Genomic DNA, 20,477 nt, shown 5'->3' with positions numbered 1-20,477 from the left:
ACCTTCACTCTACGGGTTCTGGCTGCCGGAGCGGCCGTTCTGATTCTGTTGTGCCTGCCGACGGCGGGCCTGGATGCGATCACGGATCGCCTTGATCTGATCAGCCGATGGCGAAGCAGGGTCCGCTGCCGCTGGCGGCGGCGCGGCAATGGGCAGCGCAGGCGGCGGCACATTGGCCGCTGCCGCGCCCGCTTCCAGCGGCGGCTTGGGGCCACCGCTGAACACCTGCAGCTCCAGATTGAGCGTGCCGGCCGGACCACTGACCACGGCGCTGCGCGGCTGCAGCGACAGCAGCTGCCAACCGTCCTGGGCCTCGCCGCCGAGCCGCAGGCGCAGGGATTTGCCCTGCTCCGTGGTCAAGGTGGCCATGTCCAGGCCGGGCGCCATCAATACCCCGGTCAAACGCACACTGGCCGCGGCGGGTTCGCCGGCTTCGCCAATGAAAAATGGATGCGGGCGTCGGTCACTGGCGAACAAGGGCCGGTTCAAGGCCTCGGTGTTGTCGGCAACGGCCAGCTGCGCCAGCGCCGGCACTGCCGGCAAGGCCGGCACGTCCAACGCGGCGTTGCCGCCGCCGATGCGGCTGCCAAGGCCAAACAGGCACGCGGCCCACACCAGCAAGGCCCAGCCGGCAAAGGTGGCCAGCAGCCAGGTCCTCAGGCCTGCCACGTCATTGCGCATTGGCCACCTCCGCCGCTGGCGGGACAACACCCGGCCGCAGGTAACCGCTGAGTTCAAAACTCACGTCCAGGCCACCGCCGCCCTCACCCATGCCTGCGGCAAGAATGTCCAGGCGGTCCACGCGCAGCTGTGGCGCGCTGGTTTCCAGGGTCTGCAGAACACGCATCCACTCGCTCATGCCGCAGCGCAGCCGCGCCTGCACCGCGACCCGCACAAACCGGCCGCTGCTATCGGCCGGCAACGGCGAGCGGTCACTGATGGCACAGCTGCGTTGATCCGGGCTGGCCAGGCGTGCCGCTTCCTCCAGCCGCTGGACCAGTTTGGAGGTGGCCAGTTCAACCGAGGCTTCGGCCATGAAACCCGGCTGATCGGCCAGCGCCTGCTGTGCCTGCTGCAGGCGCTGCGCTACCTGCGGGGCTTGCCGCAACTGCATGTCGATGCGCTGCTCACGTTCCTGCAACGCGGCGATTTCCGCATCCACCGCCTGCATCGGCGCGGTCCACAGCGGCTGCACCAGCAGCAGATAGACAATGCCGAGCGCGGCCAACAACAGGCCCAAGGCCAACCAGCGATCACGGCGTGCGGGTTGCAGTGCCATCGGCAGCCTCCGGGGTGGGTGCACGCAGTTCCGCGGTCAGGGTGAAACGTTCGCGGCTGCCGCCGTTGCCCGTCTGCAGGACACCGGTCAGCGACGGCGTCTTCCACAGTGTGGAGCCTTCCAGGGTGGAAACCAGCGAAGACGCGCTGCTGCTCATGCCGATCAACTGCATCCGCCCCGCTTCGATCGAAAGTTTCTCCAGCGAGGTTGCATCATCCAGGCGCTGGCTGAGTTCGTTGATGACCTGCGTCGCCGAGGGCTGCGCGGCACGTTGTGCGGCAAAGAACTGCTGGCCATCCACCAGGTCCTGCAGTTGCTGCCGCTGCGCCGCCACGACGCGCGCGCGCGCGGCAGCGGCATCCACCTGTGCTGACAGCTGTGCGGCAGCCGCACGGCGGTTGTCCAATAGTTGCCAGGCGGCCAACACCAGCATCACCAGCCCCGCCACCAGCAGGACGCGGTTGAGCCGGCGCATCGGATCGTGCCGTTGCCGGCGCAGTGTTGCCGGCAGCAGGTTCACCCCCAGGGGCTGTTCGTCGGCAGCGAGCACATCGATGCCATCGAGCTGTTGCTGCCATGCCTCGGCCGGACTGAGCAAGGCATCAATCCGCTGCCGTGGTACCACCACCAGCTCGGTATCCAGTTGTCCATCCGCGCGGCGTTGCAGCAGGCGCACGTCGTAATACACCTGCGCGGCATTGAACGGGGTCTGCCGATCTATCTCGAAACCCAGTACCTCGCGCAGGCGCGGCTCGGCAGCAGCGGGCATGCGCAGCGGCTTGCGCAATACCGCATTGGCCGGCAGCAGGCCGAAGCGCGGCAAGCTCGCCACACGCGGCGGCAAGGCTGCATCCAGCGCCGCCGGCGTGCTGCCCAGCGGCAAGGACTGCAGCGGCTGACGCTGGCCATCGTGCAGCAGCGATACGCTCAGCTGGTCATCCGCCACCTGCAGCAGCAGGCGTGCATCGGACACGCCAAGCAAGGCCTGCCAGCGCGCAGGCAGCCACGACAGCAGTGCCTGGCTCCACCAGGCCCAGAAGCTGCCAGCGCCCGGCATGATGCGTGCACCTGCCTGCCCCAGTCGTTCACGCAACCCCGTCATCTCGTCATCGCTCCCTGTTCCCACTGCAGCACCGTATACGGTGCACCGGCCACACCACCGGGATTCAGACGCACCACCGCGCGGGTTACGGCTTGTCGCTCGGCCACCAACTGCACGCTGCTGGTCACACTATAAGTGCCGCTGTCGCCCCCGCCAGCCGAAGTTTCACCCATCCCGGCGTTGCCGTCTTCCCGCTCACGCTGGGCCATGATCAGGGCCGCATCCATGCCCATCGCGGTCAGTACCGCGGCCGGGGCAAAACGCGGGTTGGGCCGGCCGCTACCGTATACCGTCAGCAGCGGCGCCAGCTGTGCATAAAGTGCCGGATCCATGCCGAGTACGCGCTGCAGCTCACTGACGCTGTCAAACGGCGCGTTCTTGGCACCATAGGGCAAGCCGGCGGACTGATAGTCGGCGGTCTCCGCGCCACCGGCAATCTGCAGCAGTTCGTCCGGGTCGCGCCAATCGACAATGGCGCCAGCCAGCCTTGCGGCCTTGTCCGGGGCCAGCTCGAAGCCGCGCAGCAAGGCCTGCAGCAGGTTCAGATCGGCCTTGTTCAAATCGACCTTGCCGGTCTCATCAACAATGCGCAGCTCCACCACCCGGTCATCGAACCGCCAACGATACGGCCGCCCGTCGGCACGCCAACTGGGCTGGGTCGGGGTGGCGCGCATCCGCGACAATGCGTAATCGATACCGGCATGGGCAATCTGTTCGCCACCGGCCAGGTCGCCGGTCACCCGGCCCTGCAGGTGTTCCACCCGCGCGGTCATCGCGAACGCGGCAATGGTGGTGGCCAGCAACGCCACCACCCACAAGACCAGCACCAGGGCTGCGCCGCGCGCCTTCATCGCCAACTCCCTGCAGCGGCGGATTGCGGCAAGGCGACCACCAGCGGCGGCCATGCCGGGCCATGCGCAGGGGTGATCTCGATGGCGACCAGCGCCGGCATGCGTCCGGGTGCGTCCCAGTTGTCCTGCCAACGCCCCATCGCGCCGCTGTTCGGGTCGATACCGCGATAGCGCAGCTTTACCTGCTTGAGATCATCGGCCAGCAGCTCGCTGCCGCGCGGCGGGTTTTCTTCCAGCAGCTGCCCGCCCTGCAGCAGGGTCAAACCCAGCCGCAGCTGTTGGCCGTCACCACTGCCGCTGACCTCCAGCGTATGCAGATAGGGTCCACCGCGCCCGAGGTAGTCAGGCACATTGGCGACAAAGCGCATCTGCTGCTGGCTGCCGGTGAACACCGCGGCAATGCCGGCGGGCGCATCGCGTTGCAGCGGCAAGGGCATGGCCGAGACCAGCCTGCGGCGCAGAAAACCTTCGACAGCGCGCATGCGTTCATTGCCACTGGCGATGGCTTCGCCGCGGCTGCTGATGGCCAGCGTCGAGCGCACCGCGGCAAACGCCAGCGCCATGCCGGCGGCCAGCAATACGGTGGCCAGCAATACCTCGATCAGGGTGAAACCGCGCGGCCGCGCTGGACGCCTCATGGTGTGGCCTCCAGCGGCGCGTTGGCGCGCAAGCGCAGCGTGCGCCAGCGCAGTTGCTCCTGCGCGCTTTCACCCCAGCGCACCTGCAGGTCCAGCAACCACAGCCGTGCCTGTTGCTGGCGCGGCTCCATGTAAGGCGAAACCTGCAGGCTCCATTGATAGCGGCCCTGCTCCCATTCGCCTTGTTGACGGCCTGCACGCAGCGGCGCTTCCACCCCGGCAACGGCCAACAACGACTGTGCATGCAACGCGGCACGGCCGTAGCCGTCGGCCAAACTGACCTGACGCGCAGCACCGGACAGGCTGCCAAGCAACAAGGTCATCGCCAATGCCAGCAAGGCAAAAGCGACGATCACTTCGATCAGGGAATAACCGCGCTGGCGCCTCATCCGGCGTTCTCACGCGGGGTGCCGGCTTTTACTTCGCCGGTTATCCAGGCCACATCGATCCGCCACACCGCCTTGCCGGAACGCAGCTCGATGCGCCCACCGCTGGACGCACCATCCTCGAAAAAGCGTATGACGCCTTCGTCGCGGCGGCGCTGCAGTTGCCCGGCACCGGTGAACTGCACCTTGATCTTTTCCGGCAGCTCACCATGGTGCCCGTCTGCGCCCTGCCAGCGGCCGTTGCCAGGATTGATATGAAACTGCTGGGCAACGCCGGTGCTGATCGCCCGGGTGCGCGCATAGCGCAGCTCGGCCGCCAGCGTCTTGCCGGCCGAACGCAGGCGCACGCCATCCATGCCGCCGTTCATTGCCATTGCCGCCATCATCGCCAGTGCGGCGACCAGGGCCAGCACCAGCACCATTTCCAGCAGCGACATGCCGCGCATGGCCTTACGTCGTGCAGGTACAACACGCGTGGCATCGAACGGAAGCGGGAGGCGCGGCAGCAGCATCAGGCCTATTCGTAGCGGATGTCGGCGTTGTAGCTTTCGCCACCGGGCTGGCCGTCGGCACCTAGACTGAGCAGGTCGAACGGACGCCCTTCACCCGGCACGCGGTACTGCACCGGGTTGCCCCAGGGATCGTTGAACTCGGCCGGTTTGGCGTACGGCCCGAGCCAGCCGGCCACGCCGCTTGGCTGGCTGGAAAGATCTTCCAGCTTGGCCGGCAGGCGGCCGGTATCGAGTTTGTAGTTCTCCACCTTGCTGGCCAGGGTCTGGATCTGGGTCTTGCCCAGGTTGGCCTTGCCACGGTCGGCGCCACCCAGCACACGGCTGCCCACCAGGGTGAGCACCGCGCCGATCAGCACGATGACGATGATGATTTCCAGCAAGCTCATGCCGGCCTGGCGGGCACGTGATACCGGTTGTTTCAGGGTTCGCCTCATTAGCTTTGTTTCCTTGTCTGCGACAGTTACGGGTTAACCAATGGCGTTGGTCAGGTCATACAGGGGCACCAGCACCGCAACGATGACCATGCCCACCACCGACGCCAGCAACAACGTGATCACCGGCACCAGCGCCGCCAACATCCGGTCGATGGCACGGGCGCTTTCCTGCTCGAAGGTATCGGCGGTTTTCAGCAGCATGGTTTCCAGCGTGCCGGATTCCTCGCCCACCTGGATCATCTGCAGGGCCAGCCGTGGGAAGCGACCACCGCGCCCCAGCGACGAGGCCAGCCCGGCACCATTCTTCACCGCCTCGGCGGCTTCGCCGACATCACCAATCAAGGCGCGGTTGCCCAGCACGTTGCGGGCGATGCCCAGGCCAGACAGCAGCGGTACGCCGTTGCGCAGCAAGGTGCCCAGGGTGCGGGCCAGGCGCGCGGTTTCGAGCTTGGCCACCAGCCCACCGGCCATCGGCCGCTTCAACAACCAGGTATCAAAGCCGAGCCGGAACACCGGATCACGGCGCTTGCGCTCGCCCCACAGCAGCAGCAAGGCCGGCACCACGATGAATACCAGCCAGCCCTTGCGCACCAGCAGGCCCGCTTCCAGCACCAGCCGGGTAAACCACGGCAAGGTGACGTCCAGGCTTTGGTACATCAAGGCGAACTGCGGCACCACGTAGCCAAGCAGGAACAGCAAGGCCAAGCCCACCACCACCAGCAGGATGGCCGGGTAGATCAAGGCGTTGATCACCCTGCCCTTCAACTCCTGGCTGCGCTCCAGGTAATCGGCCAGGCGTTGCAGGGTTTCATGCAGGCTGCCGCCGGCCTCACCGGCACGCACCATGTTCACGTACAGACGCGAGAACAGACCATGCTGGCGCTCAAGCGCCTGCGACAGCGGTGCACCGCCGCGCACGCTGTCACGGATATCGGCGATCACCCGTTGCGAACGGGCGTCTTCGGGCGTTTCCATCAGGATCGACAGCGCCCGGTCCAAAGGCTGGCCGGCACCAAGCAGGGTCGCCAGCTGTTGGGTGAACTGGACCAGCGTGGCACCGGCGAATGGACGCTGCCGCCATTGCTTCCAGCTGCCGCCTTCAAAGGCCGAACCGGTTGCCGGGCGAGCCTCGACCGGCAAGTGCCCCTGCTCCTGCAGGCGGGTGATCACCTCGGCCTCGCTGGCCGCGTCCATCTGCCCTTGCAACAACTCGCCACGGGCATCCAGTGCCTTGTAACGGTAGCGCGCCATCAACGGCGTCCGTCCAATTGCAGGTGATGGCTCATGCGTCCTCCGTTACCCGCAACACCTCTTCCAGTGTTGTCTGGCCGCGCAAGGCCTTGGCAATGCCGTCCTCGTACATGGTGCGCATGCCGGCCTTGCGGGCCAGCTGTTCAATCTCGCCCATGCCGGCCTTGCGCATCACTGCGTTGCGCAGGCTGTCATCCATCACCAGGAATTCAACGATGGTGGTGCGGCCGAGGTAGCCGGTAGGTGCCTGCGCCGATGGCTGCGCGCGGTAAAGATGGATATCGCCCTGCGGCTGGAAACGGCGCAGGCCGAAGCGTTCGATCTCCTCATCCGATGCGCGGTAGCGCACTGCATGCGTAGGCTCCAGCCGGCGCACCAGGCGCTGGGCAAGGATGCCGTTGATGGTGGAGGTGAGCAGGTAGTCTTCCACGCCCATGTCGAGCAGGCGGGTGATGCCGCCGGCAGCGTTGTTGGTATGCAGGGTGGACAGCACCAGGTGACCGGTCAGCGCGGACTGGATGGCGATGCGCGCGGTTTCCAGGTCGCGCATTTCGCCGATCATGATGATGTCCGGATCCTGGCGGACGATGCTGCGCAGGGCGTTGGCGAAATCCAGCCCGATCTGCGGCTTGGCCTGGATCTGGTTGATGCCTTCGAGCTGGTATTCGACCGGGTCTTCAACGGTGATGATCTTGACCTTGTCGGTGTTGAGTTGGCTCAACGCGGTGTACAGCGTGGTGGTCTTGCCCGAACCTGTTGGGCCGGTCACCAGCAGGATGCCGTGCGGTTGTTCCAGCACTTTGCGGAACTGCGGCAGGAACGCCTCGTCGAAGCCCAGCCGCTGGAAATCAAACACCACCGCTTCGCGGTCGAGCAGACGCATCACCACACTTTCGCCGTGCGCGGTGGGCATGCTGCTCACGCGCAGGTCCAGCTCCTTGCCCTGCACCCGCAGCATGATGCGGCCATCCTGCGGCAAGCGACGCTCGGCGATATTGAGCTTGGCCATGATCTTGATGCGGCTGATCACCGCGGCGGTGAGATTTACCGGCGGGCTTTCGCCATCGACCAGCACGCCATCGATGCGGTAACGCACCTTCAGCCGGCTCTCGAACGGCTCGACATGGATGTCCGATGCACGCAGCTCTACCGCACGCTGGATCAACAGGTTGACCAGGCGGATGACCGGCGCTTCAGACGCCTGGTCACGCAAGTGTTCGATGTCATCGACGGGCGCCAGCTCACCATCAGCGGTTTCCAGGATGGTGCCCATCGCGCTGCGGCCCTGCCCGTACCAGCGCTCGATCAGCTCGTCCACTTCACTGCGCACTCCCACCACCGGGGTGACGTCGCAGCCGGTGGCCAGACTAATCGCATCGCAAGCATAGCCATCCTGCGGATCAGCCATCCATAGCAGGATACGGCCGCGCTGCTCGCCCAGCGGCAGCACCAGGAATTGTTTGAGGAAACGCAACGGCACCGGCTCGGCACCTTCCACCAGCTCGGGCGGGTGCTCCGGCAATTCACGTGCTGCGATCAGACGCAGCCCCAATACTTTTGCACAGGCCTCGGCGTGATCGCGTTCGGACACCAACCCCAGACGCGCCAGCAACACCAGCAGGTCGCCGCCGGACTCGCGCTGCAACTGGCGGGCGCGTTGCAGATCGGCCTCTTTCAGCCGGCCCTGAGCCAGCAGCTCGTTGATGACAAGCTCGGCAGGGGATGGCGCAAGTTGGGTGTCGTGGGCTACCGCGTTCACGCAATCCTCCTGTGTTGGCCGAACTTTAACAGTTCATGCTGTCAGGACGTGCACATGAACACGCATTCCATGCAAAAAGAACCCCGGCAATGCCGGGGTTCCAAGTGGATGCAACGGTCAGAATTACTGGCGTGCAACCAGACTCACGCCGCTGTAGGAGCTGGCTCCCACCAGGGTGACGTAGTAAGTACCGGCCTGGGCTTTGTTGAAGCGCACCGTCTCGCTGTTGCCAGCACGGGTGGACTTGGCATCGGACTGGCTGGCGCTCGGCACGGCGTTGAAGCTGACGTACATCGAGACGTCACCGCTGCCGCCGTAGGTCATGAAGGTCAGTACCTTGCCGGCTTCGGCTTCGAAGCTGTACACCACTTCGCTGCCGCCGCTGCCAGCAAGGCCGGTCACTGCAACCTTGTTGACCAGCGGTGTTGCATCCGGGCCACATTGCTCGACATTCGGATCGCAGGGCGGCTCGGTCGCCTTCACCAAGGCGGCATTGATGTTGAGGATGCCGGCGCCGATCGGGGTTGAGGCCGGGATCGCCACCGGGAACGGCGTGGCGGTGCTCTTGAGCAGGTCGCGCATCTGGTTCAGGGTCAACGGCGTGTCGACAACGCTCTGCACCATGGCTACCGCAGCCGCAACATGTGGCGATGCCATCGATGTGCCACCCATGCCGCCCAGGATCCAGTTGCCGGCTTCCGGGCTCTGGTCGGCACCATTAATCACCTGCCAGATATAGCCATTCGGGTTGCCATCACCGGCGCCACCACCGCCCGGCGCAGACAGGTCCACGCGCGCACCATAGTTGGAGTAGTAGGCACGGCCACCGGCGACACCGGTGGCCCCCACGCTGATCACGTTGTTGCACGAGGACATCGTGTAAGTGGCTGCGTTGGCATTGTCATTGCCGGCAGCCACCACCACGATGGCGCCCTTGCTGTTGGCCAGGTCAATCGCCTCCTGGTATTCGGTCGGACAGCTCGAGGGGGAACCACTGCCCAGGCTCATGTTGATCACTTCGGCAGGATTGGTGTTGAGCGGCAACCCCGGCACCTCGCCACCTGCGGCCCAGACGATACCGTCGGAGATGTCGCTACCAAAGCCGCCGCAGGAACCGAGCACGCGGATTGGCATCACCTTGGCCTTGTAGGCCAGGCCCGCCAGACCCTTGCCGTTGTTGGTCTCCTGGGCGACCGTGCCGGACACGTGGCTGCCGTGCCAGGAACTGACGTCGGCCGGATGTGGGTCACTGGTTGCCCAGCCGGTGCAGTAATTGGTTTCGATCCAGTCGCCCAGATCCCAGCCACCGGCAACCCGATCATCGGTGGCGCGGCGCGAAACGCGCTTGTCGCTGATCATGTCGTAACCGGGAATGACGTTGTTCTGCAGATCCGGGTTGTCCTGCACGATGCCGGTATCAATCACCGCCACCACCACGCCCTCACCCTGCGAGATATCCCATGCCTGCGGTGCACGCACGCCGGAGGTGGCATTGAAGAAGTTCCACTGGTACTGCGCATAGTTTGGATCGGTCGGGGTCATTGAAGGCGCTACATCAACCATGCGCTGGTACATGCGATCGATGCTGGCGCTCTCCACTGCGGGATTGGCCTTCAGCTCGCGGACGAAATCCGCCGCTTCCTGTGCATTGAGCGCGCGCGAAGTCTTGACCACGGTCCAACCCGGCGTGCCCATGCGGCGCAGCAGTGCCGCCTGTACCGCCGGCTGCGCTGCGGCGCGCGCGGTCTTGGCGACGGTGCGATCCAGGCCGGCGCGCGATGCCGCTGCACCCAGGCCCCGATTGGCGGCTGCGGTATCGCGCAGCTCGCTGGCACCGGCACGGTACTTGACCACGAACCGATAACCGCCGCTGTTGTCCACAGCGGACGAACTCATGCCAACTACTTTTGCAGGTCCAATTTCTGCAGCAGATGCGGCGGGCACGCCGATCGAAGTCAACAGTACGGCACCGGCAATCGCCAAACCAAGCTGGTTCTTCTTCTTCATGTCGGATCTCTCGTCTTGATGGAACAGGGATGGAACCTCAACGCTGCACTGCTTCGCCGTCCTGGCTCGCAGCGGGTGCGCTGCGGGGGCAGCACAGCCACTGACCATGAACCTGGCCGCCCCCGCCGCAGCAGGCGGGGGCGTCTGACTATCGTCTTACCAGCCGAAACCGGCGCCCACACCCACCGAGCTGTCATCGCTGGTGAATGCACCGCCCAGAGTGACGGTGGCACGGTCACTGATCGCCCGCTGGTAGCCCAACGACAGTGCCGATTCGCCGCCCTGGTAACCCACACCCACGCCCACCCGGTTCTGGGTGCGCACACCGGCGGCACTGGTGGCCATGTTCAACATGGCCGCACTCATCGCGCCCTGACGGTCAAGGCGGCGATCGACGTGGCGCAGACGCTTGTCGATATCACCGCGGAACACGTCGAAGCTGTCGGCCATGCTGCGGAACTTGGTATCGGTGTAGCTGTTGGCCGAGGTGATGCCGCTATCCAGCTGGCCCTTGTTGACCGCATCCGTGGCCTGGGTGCCGGCAGCGACATTGGTGATCTGGCGCTCGGCCCCCACGTTGCCTACCGATACGGTATTGGCGCGGTCAGCCACCGAGCCCTGGCCCAGGGCAACCGCGCCGTTTGCGGTAACGCTGGAGCCCTGGCCAATTGCCGTACCCGAGGCAACACTGACCGTTGCCCCTTCGCCCATTGCAACCGCATTGGTAGCTGCCGCGGTGATATGCGTATTGGCACCCACCGCGGTGCTGCCGTCAGCATCGACACGGGAATTGCTGCCGATGGCGGTGTCATTGGGGCCATGTGCGTAGCTGCCGTTGCCAATCGCGCTACCGGCAACATTATTGGCCTTGGCCTGATCACCCAGTGCTACGCCATTGGTACTGGCAACAGCGGGAGTACTGCCTCCGCGCGGACCATTGCCATTGCCGTTGCCGTTGCCATTGCCATTGCCATTGCCGTTGCCGTTGCCGTTGCCGTTGCCGTTGCCATTGCCGTTGCCATTTCCATTGCTGGCAATGCGGTTGTTGATGGAAGTGACCTGTCCATCCAGTGCCGACAACGCGGCGCCCACGTTGTTGTAGCTGGCACCCTGGATGACATAGGTCGGGGCGACAAACATCCCCTGCATGCCGATACCCGCACCACCACCAAGGAAGCTGGCCATATTGCCCAGCGACTGGAACAACTGGCCGCCATTGATCGCCTGCATGCTGCCTGCGGCGATGGCACCTGCTGCCACATTGCCTACTGTCGTTCCCTGTGCACCGCTAAGGGTCAAGCTGTCGCGGTTGGCATCGTCATAGGTCACCGCATTGGCGGTGACGCCTTCGATGCTGCCGATACGGCCATCGATATCGGTGACGCGGGTTTCAACCGCGCCGACGCGCTGGTTGGTGACATGCAGCTGGCCACCAGTCACCGCATCGCTGCTGCCTTCGGCAATGCGCCCGGCCCCCACATTGACGATGCGGCGGGTGGCAGGTCCGTTGGTGCCATTACCGCCACCCACCGACACCACGTTCGCTTCCACCGCACGCGAGCCTGCACCCAAGGCCACCGAGTTGGCGCCGGATACACCTGCACCGGCACCGATGGCCACGCTGTTGACCCCATTGCTGGCGAAGGCGCCGTAGCCGATGGCCACACCGTTGGTCGCGGTGATCGAGGTCTGCCGACCGAGCGCGGTGCTGTTGGCCGCACGTGCCGATGCATCGGCGCCCACGGCGGTCGCACCGGTCGCACTTGCGGTGCTGGCCGTACCCAGGGCAGTACTGCGCTCGGCACTGGCAACAGCCGCCGAACCCGAGGCCACTGCATTGCTGCCGCTGGCAGTGGCTACATCGTCACCGCTTGCCTGGAAGTACTTGTTGGTTTCGCCGGCGACATCGGCCACGGCATCCAGCTGTGACTTGTTGACCGCATCGGTGTCCTCGGTACCCGCGGCGACGTTGGTGATCTGCCGCTCAGCCCCGACATCACCTACCGATACGCTGTTGGCGCGACTGGCTACCGAACCGGCACCCAAGGCCACCGAATTGGCCGAGCCTGCTTCAGCACCACTACCCACCGCAGTGGACTGCTGTCCGAACGCCCAGGCGTTGGCACCTACCGCGGTTGCATCGTCACCGAAGGCCCAGCTGCCGCTACCGATCGCCACCGCATTGGCGGCACCGATACCGAAGAAGCCAAAGCCGGTCTCGGCACCATCACCGATCGCCAGGCTGCCTTCGCCCAACGCAGATGCATTGCGACCGACGGCGACATTGCCGTCTTCATAGGCGGCGGCGTTGAAACCGACCGCCGTGGTCCCAGCACCTTCTGCGTAGCTCTGCGAGCCGGTCGCGGTGCTGTAGTTGCCCAGTGCATTGGCCACTGCACCATTTGCAGTGGACTGATCGCCCTTGGCATAAGCCCCCACACCGCTGGCGGTAGACGCAAAGCCCTCGGCATTGGCGCTGGCACCCAGCGCGGTACCGCCGACACCCGCGCTGGTGGCACCGGTCTGCACCGGCTCGCCGCCGACGTTGATCAGCGGATCGCCATTTTCATCAACCGCATTGCCACCCACCGCCACCGCGCCCGGGCCCAGGGCCTGTGCGTTCTGGCCGAAGGCTGCTGCGTTCTGGCCACTGGCAAGGGCGTTCATGCCCACTGCGGTCGCGCCATCAGCGATGGCGTTGGCACCGCTGCCGTAGGCAGAGGCACCGTTGCCGATGGCGTTGCTTGCCTCACCGGAAGCGGTGGCGTTGTCACCTTCCGCATAGGCACCGGCATCACTGTCGGCACTGCCGGTAGCCTTGAAGTACTTGCTGGTGGTCTGCCCTTCTGCCGCCACGGCTGCCACTTCATCCAACTGGTCCTTGTTGACCGCATCAGTGCCTTCGGTACCCGCAGCGACATTGGTGATCTGCCGTTCGGCACCGACATCGCCCACCGACACACTGTTGTCGCGGCCGGCTACCGATCCCGCACCCAGAGCCACCGAATTGGCTGCGCCTGCTTCAGCACCGCTACCAATGGCCGTGGACTGCGGCGCGAACGCCCAGGCATTGGCACCTAGCGCAGTTGAATCGTCACCGAAGGCCCAGCTGCCGCTGCCGATCGCCACCGCATTGGCGGCACCGATGCCGAAGAAACCAAAGCCGGTCTCGGCACCATCACCAATCGCCAGGCTACCTTCGCCCAGCGCAGATGCATTGCGACCGACGGCGACATTGCCGTCTTCATAGGCGGCGGCGTTGAAACCGACCGCCGTGGTCCCAGCACCTTCTGCGTAGCTCTGCGAGCCGGTCGCGGTGCTGTAGTTGCCCAGTGCATTGGCCACTGCACCATTTGCAGTGGACTGATCGCCCTTGGCATAAGCCCCCACACCGCTGGCGGTAGACGCAAAGCCCTCGGCATTGGCGCTGGCACCCAGCGCGGTACCGCCGACACCCGCACTGGTGGCACCGGTCTGCACCGGCTCGCCGCCGACGTTGATCAGCGGATCGCCATTTTCATCAACCGCATTGCCGCCCACCGCCACCGCGCCCGGGCCCAGGGCCTGTGCGTTCTGGCCGAAGGCTGCTGCGTTCTGGCCACTGGCCAGGGCGTTCATGCCGACTGCGGTCGCACCATCAGCAATTGCGTTGGCGCCGCTGCCGTAAGCAGAGGAACCGTTGCCGATGGCATTGCTGGCCTCACCGGAGGCGGTGGCGTTGTCACCTTCCGCGTAGGCACCGGCATCACTGTCGTCACTGCCAGTGGCCTTGAAGTACTTGCTGGTGGTCTCGGCCACGGCAGCCACTTCATCCAGCTGGTTCTTGTTGACTGCATCGGTCCCTTCGGTGCCTGCGGCAACATTGGTGATCTGACGCTCGGCACCGACATCACCCACCGACACCGTGTTGTCGCGATCAGCCCAGGAGTTGGCACCCAAGGCCACGCTGTTGGCAGCAGCGGCAACCGCACTTTGGCCCAGCGCAGTGGAATCATCTGCGTCTGCCCAGCTGTTGAAGCCGATCGCCGTTGCGTATTCGCCCAGCGCCCAGGCCCCGTTACCAAATGCGGAGGCACCGGTACCGGAAGCTTCAGTGCTGATCAAACCACCAAACGTGGTGCCACCGACGGCGGTTGCCTCATCACCCGATGCAATCGCCGACTCACCGACCGCCGTGGTGCTGGCGCCGGATGCCGATGCTGCCAGGCCCATCGCAACACCGTAGTCACCGGTTGCTTCGGCGCCATAACCCACCGCAGAAGCCAGGTCACCGGATGCAATGCTGTAGCTGCCCAGGGCAGTAGTACCGCGCCCACTGGCCTCGGCACGGAAGCCGCTTGCAAGCGCCTGCTGGCCGGATGCCACTGCCTGTGCACCCTGCGCGGTGGCATATGCACCCGATGCCTCGGCACCGGCACCGACAGCGGTACTGCTGTCGCCACTGGCGGTACTGCCCGACCCCACGGCTACCGCATCATCGGCAGCGGCCAAGGCCGCATCGCCGATTACCACGCTGCCGTCACCGCTGGCCACGCTGTTGCTGCCCAAGGCAATGGCGTTGGCGCCATCCACCAGGTTGGCCATGCCGAATGCACTGCTGTTTTCGCCATCGACCTGATTGAAGTTGCCGAACGCCGAACTGTTGCTGCCATTGGCGGTGTTCACGTAACCCACCGCACTGGAGTAGTCACCGGCGGCCACGTTGTAGCTGCCCACCGCCGTGCTCTGCGCGCCACTGGCCTGCGAACCAACACCGGCTGCAGTGGCACCCTCACCGCTGGCAACCGCATCATCGCTGCCATCAGCGGCACCATTGGCCTTGAAGTAACGTCCGGCCAGCAATGCGCCTTCAGCAGCGGCGTTGAGCTGATCCACGTTCACCGCGTCGGTGCCTTCGGTACCTGCAGCAACATTGGTGAGCTGGCGGTCAATGGCCGCGTGGGTCACACCGGCCGCGTCCGTCCACTCCTGGGCCGCACCGACAGATACCGTGTTGGCCCGGTCGGCGAAGGAACCTGCACCCAGTGCCACACTGTTCTCGGCATCCTTGCTGGTCCAGGCATTGGAGCCCAGCACCGTGCCATTCACTGCCTGTGCGTAGCTGTTATAGCCCACGACCGTAGCGCCATCCTCGGTTGCCCAAGCTTCGGCACCCACCGCAGTGGTGTTGCTGCCTGCGGTGACGCTGTAGAAGTCCTGGCCTGCCAGTGAGTTGGTACCGACGGCCACGCCCATCTGGCCGGTGGCGGCGTTGTTACCCACCGCCACGCCGCCCTCACCCGCCCGCGTCTGCACACCGAAGGCGGCGCCGGCAATGCCAGCAATGGCGTTCTGACCCACGGCGGTAGCCACTTCCGCGGCCTGCGCCGAGGTACCCACAGCGGTGCCAAAGAAGGTTGCGTATGCACCGCTGCCCACGGCGACGGCTTGCCATGCATCGGCGGTAGCCGCAAAACCAACTGCGGTGGACTCACGCCCGGTGGCCCAGGCCGAGTTGCCGATGGCGGTTGCCGCCAGCCCCGCCGCCTGCGCGTCAGCACCGATGGCTGCTGCAAACAGGCCTTGAGCACTGGCACCAGCACCAATGGCCAACAAGCCCCCTTGCGACGTGGTCGCATCGGTACCGATGGCGATGTTGTTCGGGTTGGCGGCGCTGGCATTCAAGCCCAGCGCGATACTGCCCTCACCCGTGGCCAGTGCATTGGTGCCCAGAGCAGTGGCGTTGTCCGCCAGTGCGTTGGCACCGCTGCCATACGCGGACGCGCCGTTACCGATCGCATTGGTGGCTTCACCCGATGCTGTGGCGTTGTCACCTTCGGCATAGGCACCGGCGTCGCTGTCGGCACTGCCAGTGGCAGCGAAGTACTTGGTCGAGCCGGTCACTTCATCCAACTGACCCTTGTTGACGGCATCGGTGGCTTCGGTACCTGCAGCAACATTGGTGATCTGCCGTTCGGCACCCACATCGCCGACCGACACGCTGTTGTCGCGATCGGCCACCGACCCGGCACCCAAGGCCACCGAGTTGCTGGCACCAGCCTGCGCACCCGCGCCTAACGCGGTGCTCTGCTGCCCGAAGCCCCAGGCATTGGCGCCTACTGCAGTCGCATCGTCACCGAAGGCCCAGCTGCCACTGCCGATCGCCACCGCGTTGGTGGCGCCGATGCCGAAGAAACCGAAGCCGGTCTCGGCACCATCGCCGATCGCGAGGCTGCCTTGACCCAGTGCGGATGCATTGCGCCCCACCGCGACGTTGCCATCTTCATAGGCGGCGGCATTGAAGCCAACTGCCGTGGTACCCGCCCCTTCGGCATAGCTCTGCGAGCCGGTCGCGGTGCTGTAGTTACCCAGTGCATTGGCCACCGCACCACTGGCGGTGGACTGATCGCCCTTGGCATACGCGCCCACACCACTGGCGGTAGATGCAAAGCCTTCTGCATTGGCACTGGCACCGAGCGCGGTACCGCCGACGCCGGCGCTGGTGGCACCGGTCTGCACCGGCTCACCACCCACGTTGATCAGCGGATCGCCATTTTCATCCACCGCATTGCCACCCACCGCCACCGCGCCCGGGCCGATGGCCTGCGCGTTCTGGCCGAAAGCAGCTGCGTTCTGGCCACTGGCCACTGCGTTCCTGCCGATGGCGGCGGCACCACTGGCCAGTGCGCTGGCACCGTTACCGATCACGATGCTGCTTTCGCCGCTGGCAACGCTGTTGCTGCCCAAGGCAATGGCATTTTCACCATCGACAAGATTGGCAAAGCCAAATGCGCTGCTGTTCGCGCCGTCGACCTGGTTGAAGTTGCCGAACGCCGAGCTGTTGCTGCCATTGGCAGTGTTGACGTAACCGACCGCGCTGGAATAATCCCCCGCAGCCAGGTTGTAGCTGCCCACTGCCGTGCTCTGCGCGCCACTGGCCTGCGAACCAACACCGGCTGCAGTGGCACCCTCACCGCTGGCGACCGCATCATCGCTGCCATCAGCTGCACCATTGGCCTTGAAGTAACGCCCGGCCAGCAACGCACCTTCAGCAGCGGCATTGAGCTGATCCACGTTCACCGCGTCGGTGCCTTCGCTACCTGCAGCGACATTGGTGATCTGCCGCTCAGCGCCGACATCACCCACCGATACGCTGTTGGCACGATCCGCCAGCGAGCCTGCGCCCAGGGCGACGCTGTTGGTCGCCGCTGCCGTTGCGTTTGCACCCAGTGCGGTGCTGTCGGCGCCGCGACTGGTGCTGTAAAAGCCCACCGCCGTGCTGTTGGCGCCGCTGGCCCAGCTTTCAGCGCCCAGCGCGCTGGCATTGTTGCCCGGCGCATAGGCGAAGTAGCCCACCGCCGTGGCTTCACTGCCCGAGGCCTCACTCAAGGCACCGGAGGCCAGTGAGTAGTCACCCGATGCAATCGCGCCGGCACCAACCGCGGTCGAAACCTCGCCGCTGGCCTGCGTATCGACAAAGAAGCCGAGGCCCGGAATCAAATCGGCAGGGCCACCAATGGCCACACTGCTGGTACCCGATGCCGCACTCTGCGTGCCGACCGAGGTGCTGTAGTCGCCCGTGGCATTGGCAACCGCGCCAAACGCCGAGGATTGCGCGCCCTGGGCGAAGGCACCCACGCCCGCGGCGGTTGCCGCAAAACCCTCGGCACTGGCGCTGGCGCCGACGGCGGTGCCGCCGACAGCAGCACTGGTGGCGCCGGTGGTAACCGGCTGGCCGCCGAAGGTGATCAACGCATTGCCGTTCTCGTCCACCGCGTTGCCGCCAAGGGCCACAGCGGCCGGGCCGGTGGCTTCGGCGTTCTGGCCGAACGCTGCACTGTTCTGGCCGGTGGCCAGCGCATTCTGGCCTACCGCGGTGGCGCCGTTGGCCAGTGCGTTGGCGCCGTTGCCGTACGCGGACGCACCATCGCCAATCGCATTGCTGGCCTCGCCTGCGGCAGTTGCCGCATCGCCCTCGGCATAGGCGCCTGCATCGCTGTCAGCGCTACCCGTGGCCTGGAAATACTTGCTGGTGTTCTCGGCAACCGTGGCCACTGCATCCAGCTGCGCCTTGTTCACCGCATCGGTGTCTTCGGTGCCGGCAGCGACATTGGTGATCTGCCGTTCGCTGCCGACGTCACCGACCGACACGGTGTTTTCGCGATCGTTGAAGGAGTTGGCGCCGATGGCAACACTATTGGCTGCTGCGGCAGTGGCGCTTTGCCCCAGCGCAGTGGAATTGTCGGCATCGGCCCAGCTGTTGAAGCCAATCGCGGTGGCGTACTCGCCCAGCGCCCAGGCCCCGTTGCCGAACGCCGACGCGCCGGTACCCGAGGCCTCGGTGCTGATGAAGCCGCCGAAGGTGGTGCCGCCAACGGCGGTGGATTCCTCACCCGAGGCGATGGCAGATTCACCCACCGCCGTGGTGCTGACGCCCGAGGCCGAAGCGCCCAGACCCATCGCAACACCGTAGTCGCCACTGGCGTCAGCGCCATAACCGAAGGCCGAGGCCAGATCACCGGAGGCGGCGCTATAGCTGCCCACTGCGGTGGTACCACGGCCACTGGCATCGGCACGGAAGCCGCTGGCCGTTGCCTGCTGGCCGGCGGCAACTGCCTGACTGCCCTGCGCGGTGGCATAGGCACCCGAGGCTTCGGCAGCGCTACCCACTGCCGTGCTGCCCAGTTCGCTGGCGACGCTGCCCGAGCCCACCGCAGTGGCATCGTCGGCCGCCGCGTATGCGCCATCGCCGATCACGATGCTGCCCTCACCACTGGCAATGCTGTTGCTGCCCAGCGCGATGGCATTGGCACCATCGACCAGGTTGCCCGAGCCGAAGGCGCTGCTGTTGCTGCCATCGACCTGGTTGAAATTGCCGAACGCCGAGCTGTTCTCGCCGTTGGCGGTGTTCACGTAACCGACAGCGCTGGAGTAATCACCGGCGGCAACGTTGTTGTTGCCAACTGCGGTGCTCTCCACGCCGCTTGCCTGCGAACCAACACCTGCCGCCATCGCGCCGGCGCCACTGGCCACCGCGTCATCGCTGCCATCGGCAGCGCCATTGGCCTTGAAATAGCGGCCGGTCAGCGCGGCGCCCTCGGCAACCGCGTTGAGCTGGTCCAGGTTGACTGCGTCGGTGCCCGCAGTACCGGCAGCGACGTTGCTGATCTGCCGTTCGTTGCCGGCCGAACCCACCGACACGGTGTTGGCGCGATCAGCCACCGAGCCTGCACCCAATGCCACGCTGCCATCGGCGGATGCAAGCGTACCGGCGCCGATGGCGACGGCGTTGTTGCCCGATGCATCGGCACTGTTGGCGATGGCGCAATCCACCAGCGTCGCGCTGCCAACCACCAGGCACTGCGCGTTGCCACCCACTTCCACCGACTGTGCCTGGGCTGCGCTTACCCAGGCACTTGCTCCTAGACCCAACGCAACGGCAACCGACAAGGCCTGCAGGCGTAACCCGGCGCTATGCCGTTCATCCATGACCACACCGGCCGAGCTGGACGATGCCAACTCCGACGCCACCACCAACTGCCCCAATGCCTTGTTCCATACCTTGCGGTAGATCCGGTTCATCGCTGCTGCTCCTCAAGTGGACGGGTTTTTTCCTTGCATAAACGCGCCATCGATGAGCGGTACGCGCCCAACGATCCCCCTGTGGTGTTGTGGTCCCGGTCCCGGTACAGCTGGGCACGTGAGGCTCACGCCTGTCGCGGTCTACCCCCCTGGTTCCATACCTGTCGGGCGACTACGGGATGGATGGAGTCTTAATCGACGATTCATGATTCGTCAAACTTTTGGCTAAAAAGTGACGTTATGAGAGGAACTTCACAAATCTCTCAAATCGATGAGATTTTGCAAAAAATTTCTTCTGAAACAGTTGCCTAGGCCTCTCGGCACTACCGGGCACCCCGGCAGGCCAGGCACCGCCGAAGCAAACAAAAAAAGCCCACGAACCTTGCGGCATGGGCTTCCCAAGGCTTTTCAGAAAATTTCCAGGGCGGTTCGATCATTCCCCGGGCGACAGCCGCAACAGTTGCGTTGCAGCAAAGCCGAGTGCGCTGGCTGGCGTCCCCGCTCACGCCAGCCAGGTCAAGCACTTCAGCAATGCGTCAAATTGATGGCACATCACACCAAAACGACGGGCCCTAGATTCCAACGTCCTCCTCGGCTCACACCCGTCGTCGGCAGCTCACTGCGACATGCAGCGGTGCCTGTAGAGCGGCGCGAGTTTCAGAGCGCTGTGTTTTGAACGTCAAGTTTTCTACTGACC

Annotated in this window: 13 protein-coding genes; 1 reads left to right on the top strand and 12 read right to left on the bottom strand. The window is 65.2% G+C overall.

Features of this window, described 5'->3' with window-relative positions:
• Positions 1 to 9: 9 nt before the first annotated feature.
• From ABB27_RS06055 to ABB27_RS06005, 11 genes are all read right to left on the bottom strand, one after another.
• Positions 10 to 681: a hypothetical protein gene (locus ABB27_RS06055; protein ID WP_057627354.1), complete on the bottom strand. Its 672-nt coding sequence runs from the start codon at positions 679 to 681 to the stop codon at positions 10 to 12.
• Complete coding sequence (gspM, locus tag ABB27_RS06050; RefSeq protein WP_057627352.1) at positions 671 to 1,279, bottom strand: type II secretion system protein GspM; 609 nt, start codon at positions 1,277 to 1,279, stop codon at positions 671 to 673. Before gspM ends, ABB27_RS06055 begins: the two co-directional genes overlap by 11 nt.
• Complete coding sequence (locus ABB27_RS06045; RefSeq protein ID WP_057627350.1) at positions 1,254 to 2,381, bottom strand: PilN domain-containing protein; 1,128 nt, start codon at positions 2,379 to 2,381, stop codon at positions 1,254 to 1,256. The genes gspM and ABB27_RS06045 overlap by 26 nt, the downstream gene beginning before the upstream one ends.
• Entirely contained in the window at positions 2,378 to 3,232 is an 855-nt protein-coding gene (locus ABB27_RS06040) for a type II secretion system minor pseudopilin (protein WP_057627347.1), read from the bottom strand. The genes ABB27_RS06045 and ABB27_RS06040 overlap by 4 nt, the downstream gene beginning before the upstream one ends.
• A complete protein-coding gene (locus ABB27_RS06035) occupies positions 3,229 to 3,870 on the bottom strand; it encodes a prepilin-type N-terminal cleavage/methylation domain-containing protein (RefSeq protein ID WP_057627345.1) in 642 nt (213 codons plus the stop codon). The genes ABB27_RS06040 and ABB27_RS06035 overlap by 4 nt, the downstream gene beginning before the upstream one ends.
• Positions 3,867 to 4,259: a type II secretion system protein XpsI gene (gene xpsI, locus ABB27_RS06030; RefSeq protein ID WP_057627342.1), complete on the bottom strand. Its 393-nt coding sequence runs from the start codon at positions 4,257 to 4,259 to the stop codon at positions 3,867 to 3,869. The genes ABB27_RS06035 and xpsI overlap by 4 nt, the downstream gene beginning before the upstream one ends.
• Positions 4,256 to 4,768: a type II secretion system protein XpsH gene (gene xpsH / locus ABB27_RS06025; protein WP_057627340.1), complete on the bottom strand. Its 513-nt coding sequence runs from the start codon at positions 4,766 to 4,768 to the stop codon at positions 4,256 to 4,258. Before xpsH ends, xpsI begins: the two co-directional genes overlap by 4 nt.
• Before the next feature lie 5 nt (positions 4,769 to 4,773).
• Positions 4,774 to 5,202, bottom strand: coding sequence for a type II secretion system major pseudopilin GspG (gspG, locus tag ABB27_RS06020; protein ID WP_062169399.1), 429 nt, complete (start codon positions 5,200 to 5,202; stop codon positions 4,774 to 4,776).
• A 33-nt stretch (positions 5,203 to 5,235) separates the two neighbouring features.
• The gene (gene xpsF / locus ABB27_RS06015; protein ID WP_057627335.1) at positions 5,236 to 6,453 is read right to left on the bottom strand and encodes a type II secretion system protein XpsF; all 1,218 of its coding nucleotides are present in this window, start codon (positions 6,451 to 6,453) and stop codon (positions 5,236 to 5,238) included.
• 31 nt (positions 6,454 to 6,484) lie between these two features.
• A complete protein-coding gene (gene gspE, locus ABB27_RS06010) occupies positions 6,485 to 8,212 on the bottom strand; it encodes a type II secretion system ATPase GspE (protein WP_057627333.1) in 1,728 nt (575 codons plus the stop codon).
• Positions 8,213 to 8,335: 123 nt separating this feature from the next.
• Positions 8,336 to 10,108: a S8 family serine peptidase gene (locus tag ABB27_RS06005; protein ID WP_244479153.1), complete on the bottom strand. Its 1,773-nt coding sequence runs from the start codon at positions 10,106 to 10,108 to the stop codon at positions 8,336 to 8,338.
• Here ABB27_RS06005 and ABB27_RS20425 point away from each other — a divergent pair.
• The gene (locus ABB27_RS20425) at positions 10,107 to 10,238 is read left to right on the top strand and encodes a hypothetical protein (protein ID WP_275452862.1); all 132 of its coding nucleotides are present in this window, start codon (positions 10,107 to 10,109) and stop codon (positions 10,236 to 10,238) included. The two genes, ABB27_RS06005 and ABB27_RS20425, sit on opposite strands and share 2 nt — an antisense overlap.
• Positions 10,239 to 10,375: 137 nt before the next feature.
• Here ABB27_RS20425 and ABB27_RS06000 read toward each other — a convergent pair whose 3' ends face one another.
• Positions 10,376 to 19,780, bottom strand: coding sequence for an ESPR-type extended signal peptide-containing protein (locus ABB27_RS06000; protein WP_057627330.1), 9,405 nt, complete (start codon positions 19,778 to 19,780; stop codon positions 10,376 to 10,378).
• Positions 19,781 to 20,477 lie beyond the last annotated feature (697 nt).

The sequence above is a fragment of the Stenotrophomonas terrae genome, from assembly GCF_001431465.1.
Classification (GTDB): Bacteria; Pseudomonadota; Gammaproteobacteria; order Xanthomonadales; family Xanthomonadaceae; genus Stenotrophomonas; species Stenotrophomonas terrae.
The sequence above is the reverse complement of the archived record's forward strand: the minus strand, read 5'-3'. Positions and strand labels throughout refer to the sequence as shown.

Coding starts and splice junctions, on each gene's coding strand:
- ABB27_RS06055 (WP_057627354.1), bottom strand. CDS start 681: ATGCGCAATGACGTGGCAGGCCTGAGGACCTGGCTGCTGGCCACCTTT.
- gspM (WP_057627352.1), bottom strand. CDS start 1,279: ATGGCACTGCAACCCGCACGCCGTGATCGCTGGTTGGCCTTGGGCCTG.
- ABB27_RS06045 (WP_057627350.1), bottom strand. CDS start 2,381: ATGACGGGGTTGCGTGAACGACTGGGGCAGGCAGGTGCACGCATCATG.
- ABB27_RS06040 (WP_057627347.1), bottom strand. CDS start 3,232: ATGAAGGCGCGCGGCGCAGCCCTGGTGCTGGTCTTGTGGGTGGTGGCG.
- ABB27_RS06035 (WP_057627345.1), bottom strand. CDS start 3,870: ATGAGGCGTCCAGCGCGGCCGCGCGGTTTCACCCTGATCGAGGTATTG.
- xpsI (WP_057627342.1), bottom strand. CDS start 4,259: ATGAGGCGCCAGCGCGGTTATTCCCTGATCGAAGTGATCGTCGCTTTT.
- xpsH (WP_057627340.1), bottom strand. CDS start 4,768: ATGCTGCTGCCGCGCCTCCCGCTTCCGTTCGATGCCACGCGTGTTGTA.
- gspG (WP_062169399.1), bottom strand. CDS start 5,202: ATGAGGCGAACCCTGAAACAACCGGTATCACGTGCCCGCCAGGCCGGC.
- xpsF (WP_057627335.1), bottom strand. CDS start 6,453: ATGGCGCGCTACCGTTACAAGGCACTGGATGCCCGTGGCGAGTTGTTG.
- ABB27_RS20425 (WP_275452862.1), top strand. CDS start 10,107: ATGCCAACTACTTTTGCAGGTCCAATTTCTGCAGCAGATGCGGCGGGC.
- ABB27_RS06005 (WP_244479153.1), bottom strand. CDS start 10,108: ATGAGTTCGTCCGCTGTGGACAACAGCGGCGGTTATCGGTTCGTGGTC.
- ABB27_RS06000 (WP_057627330.1), bottom strand. CDS start 19,780: ATGAACCGGATCTACCGCAAGGTATGGAACAAGGCATTGGGGCAGTTG.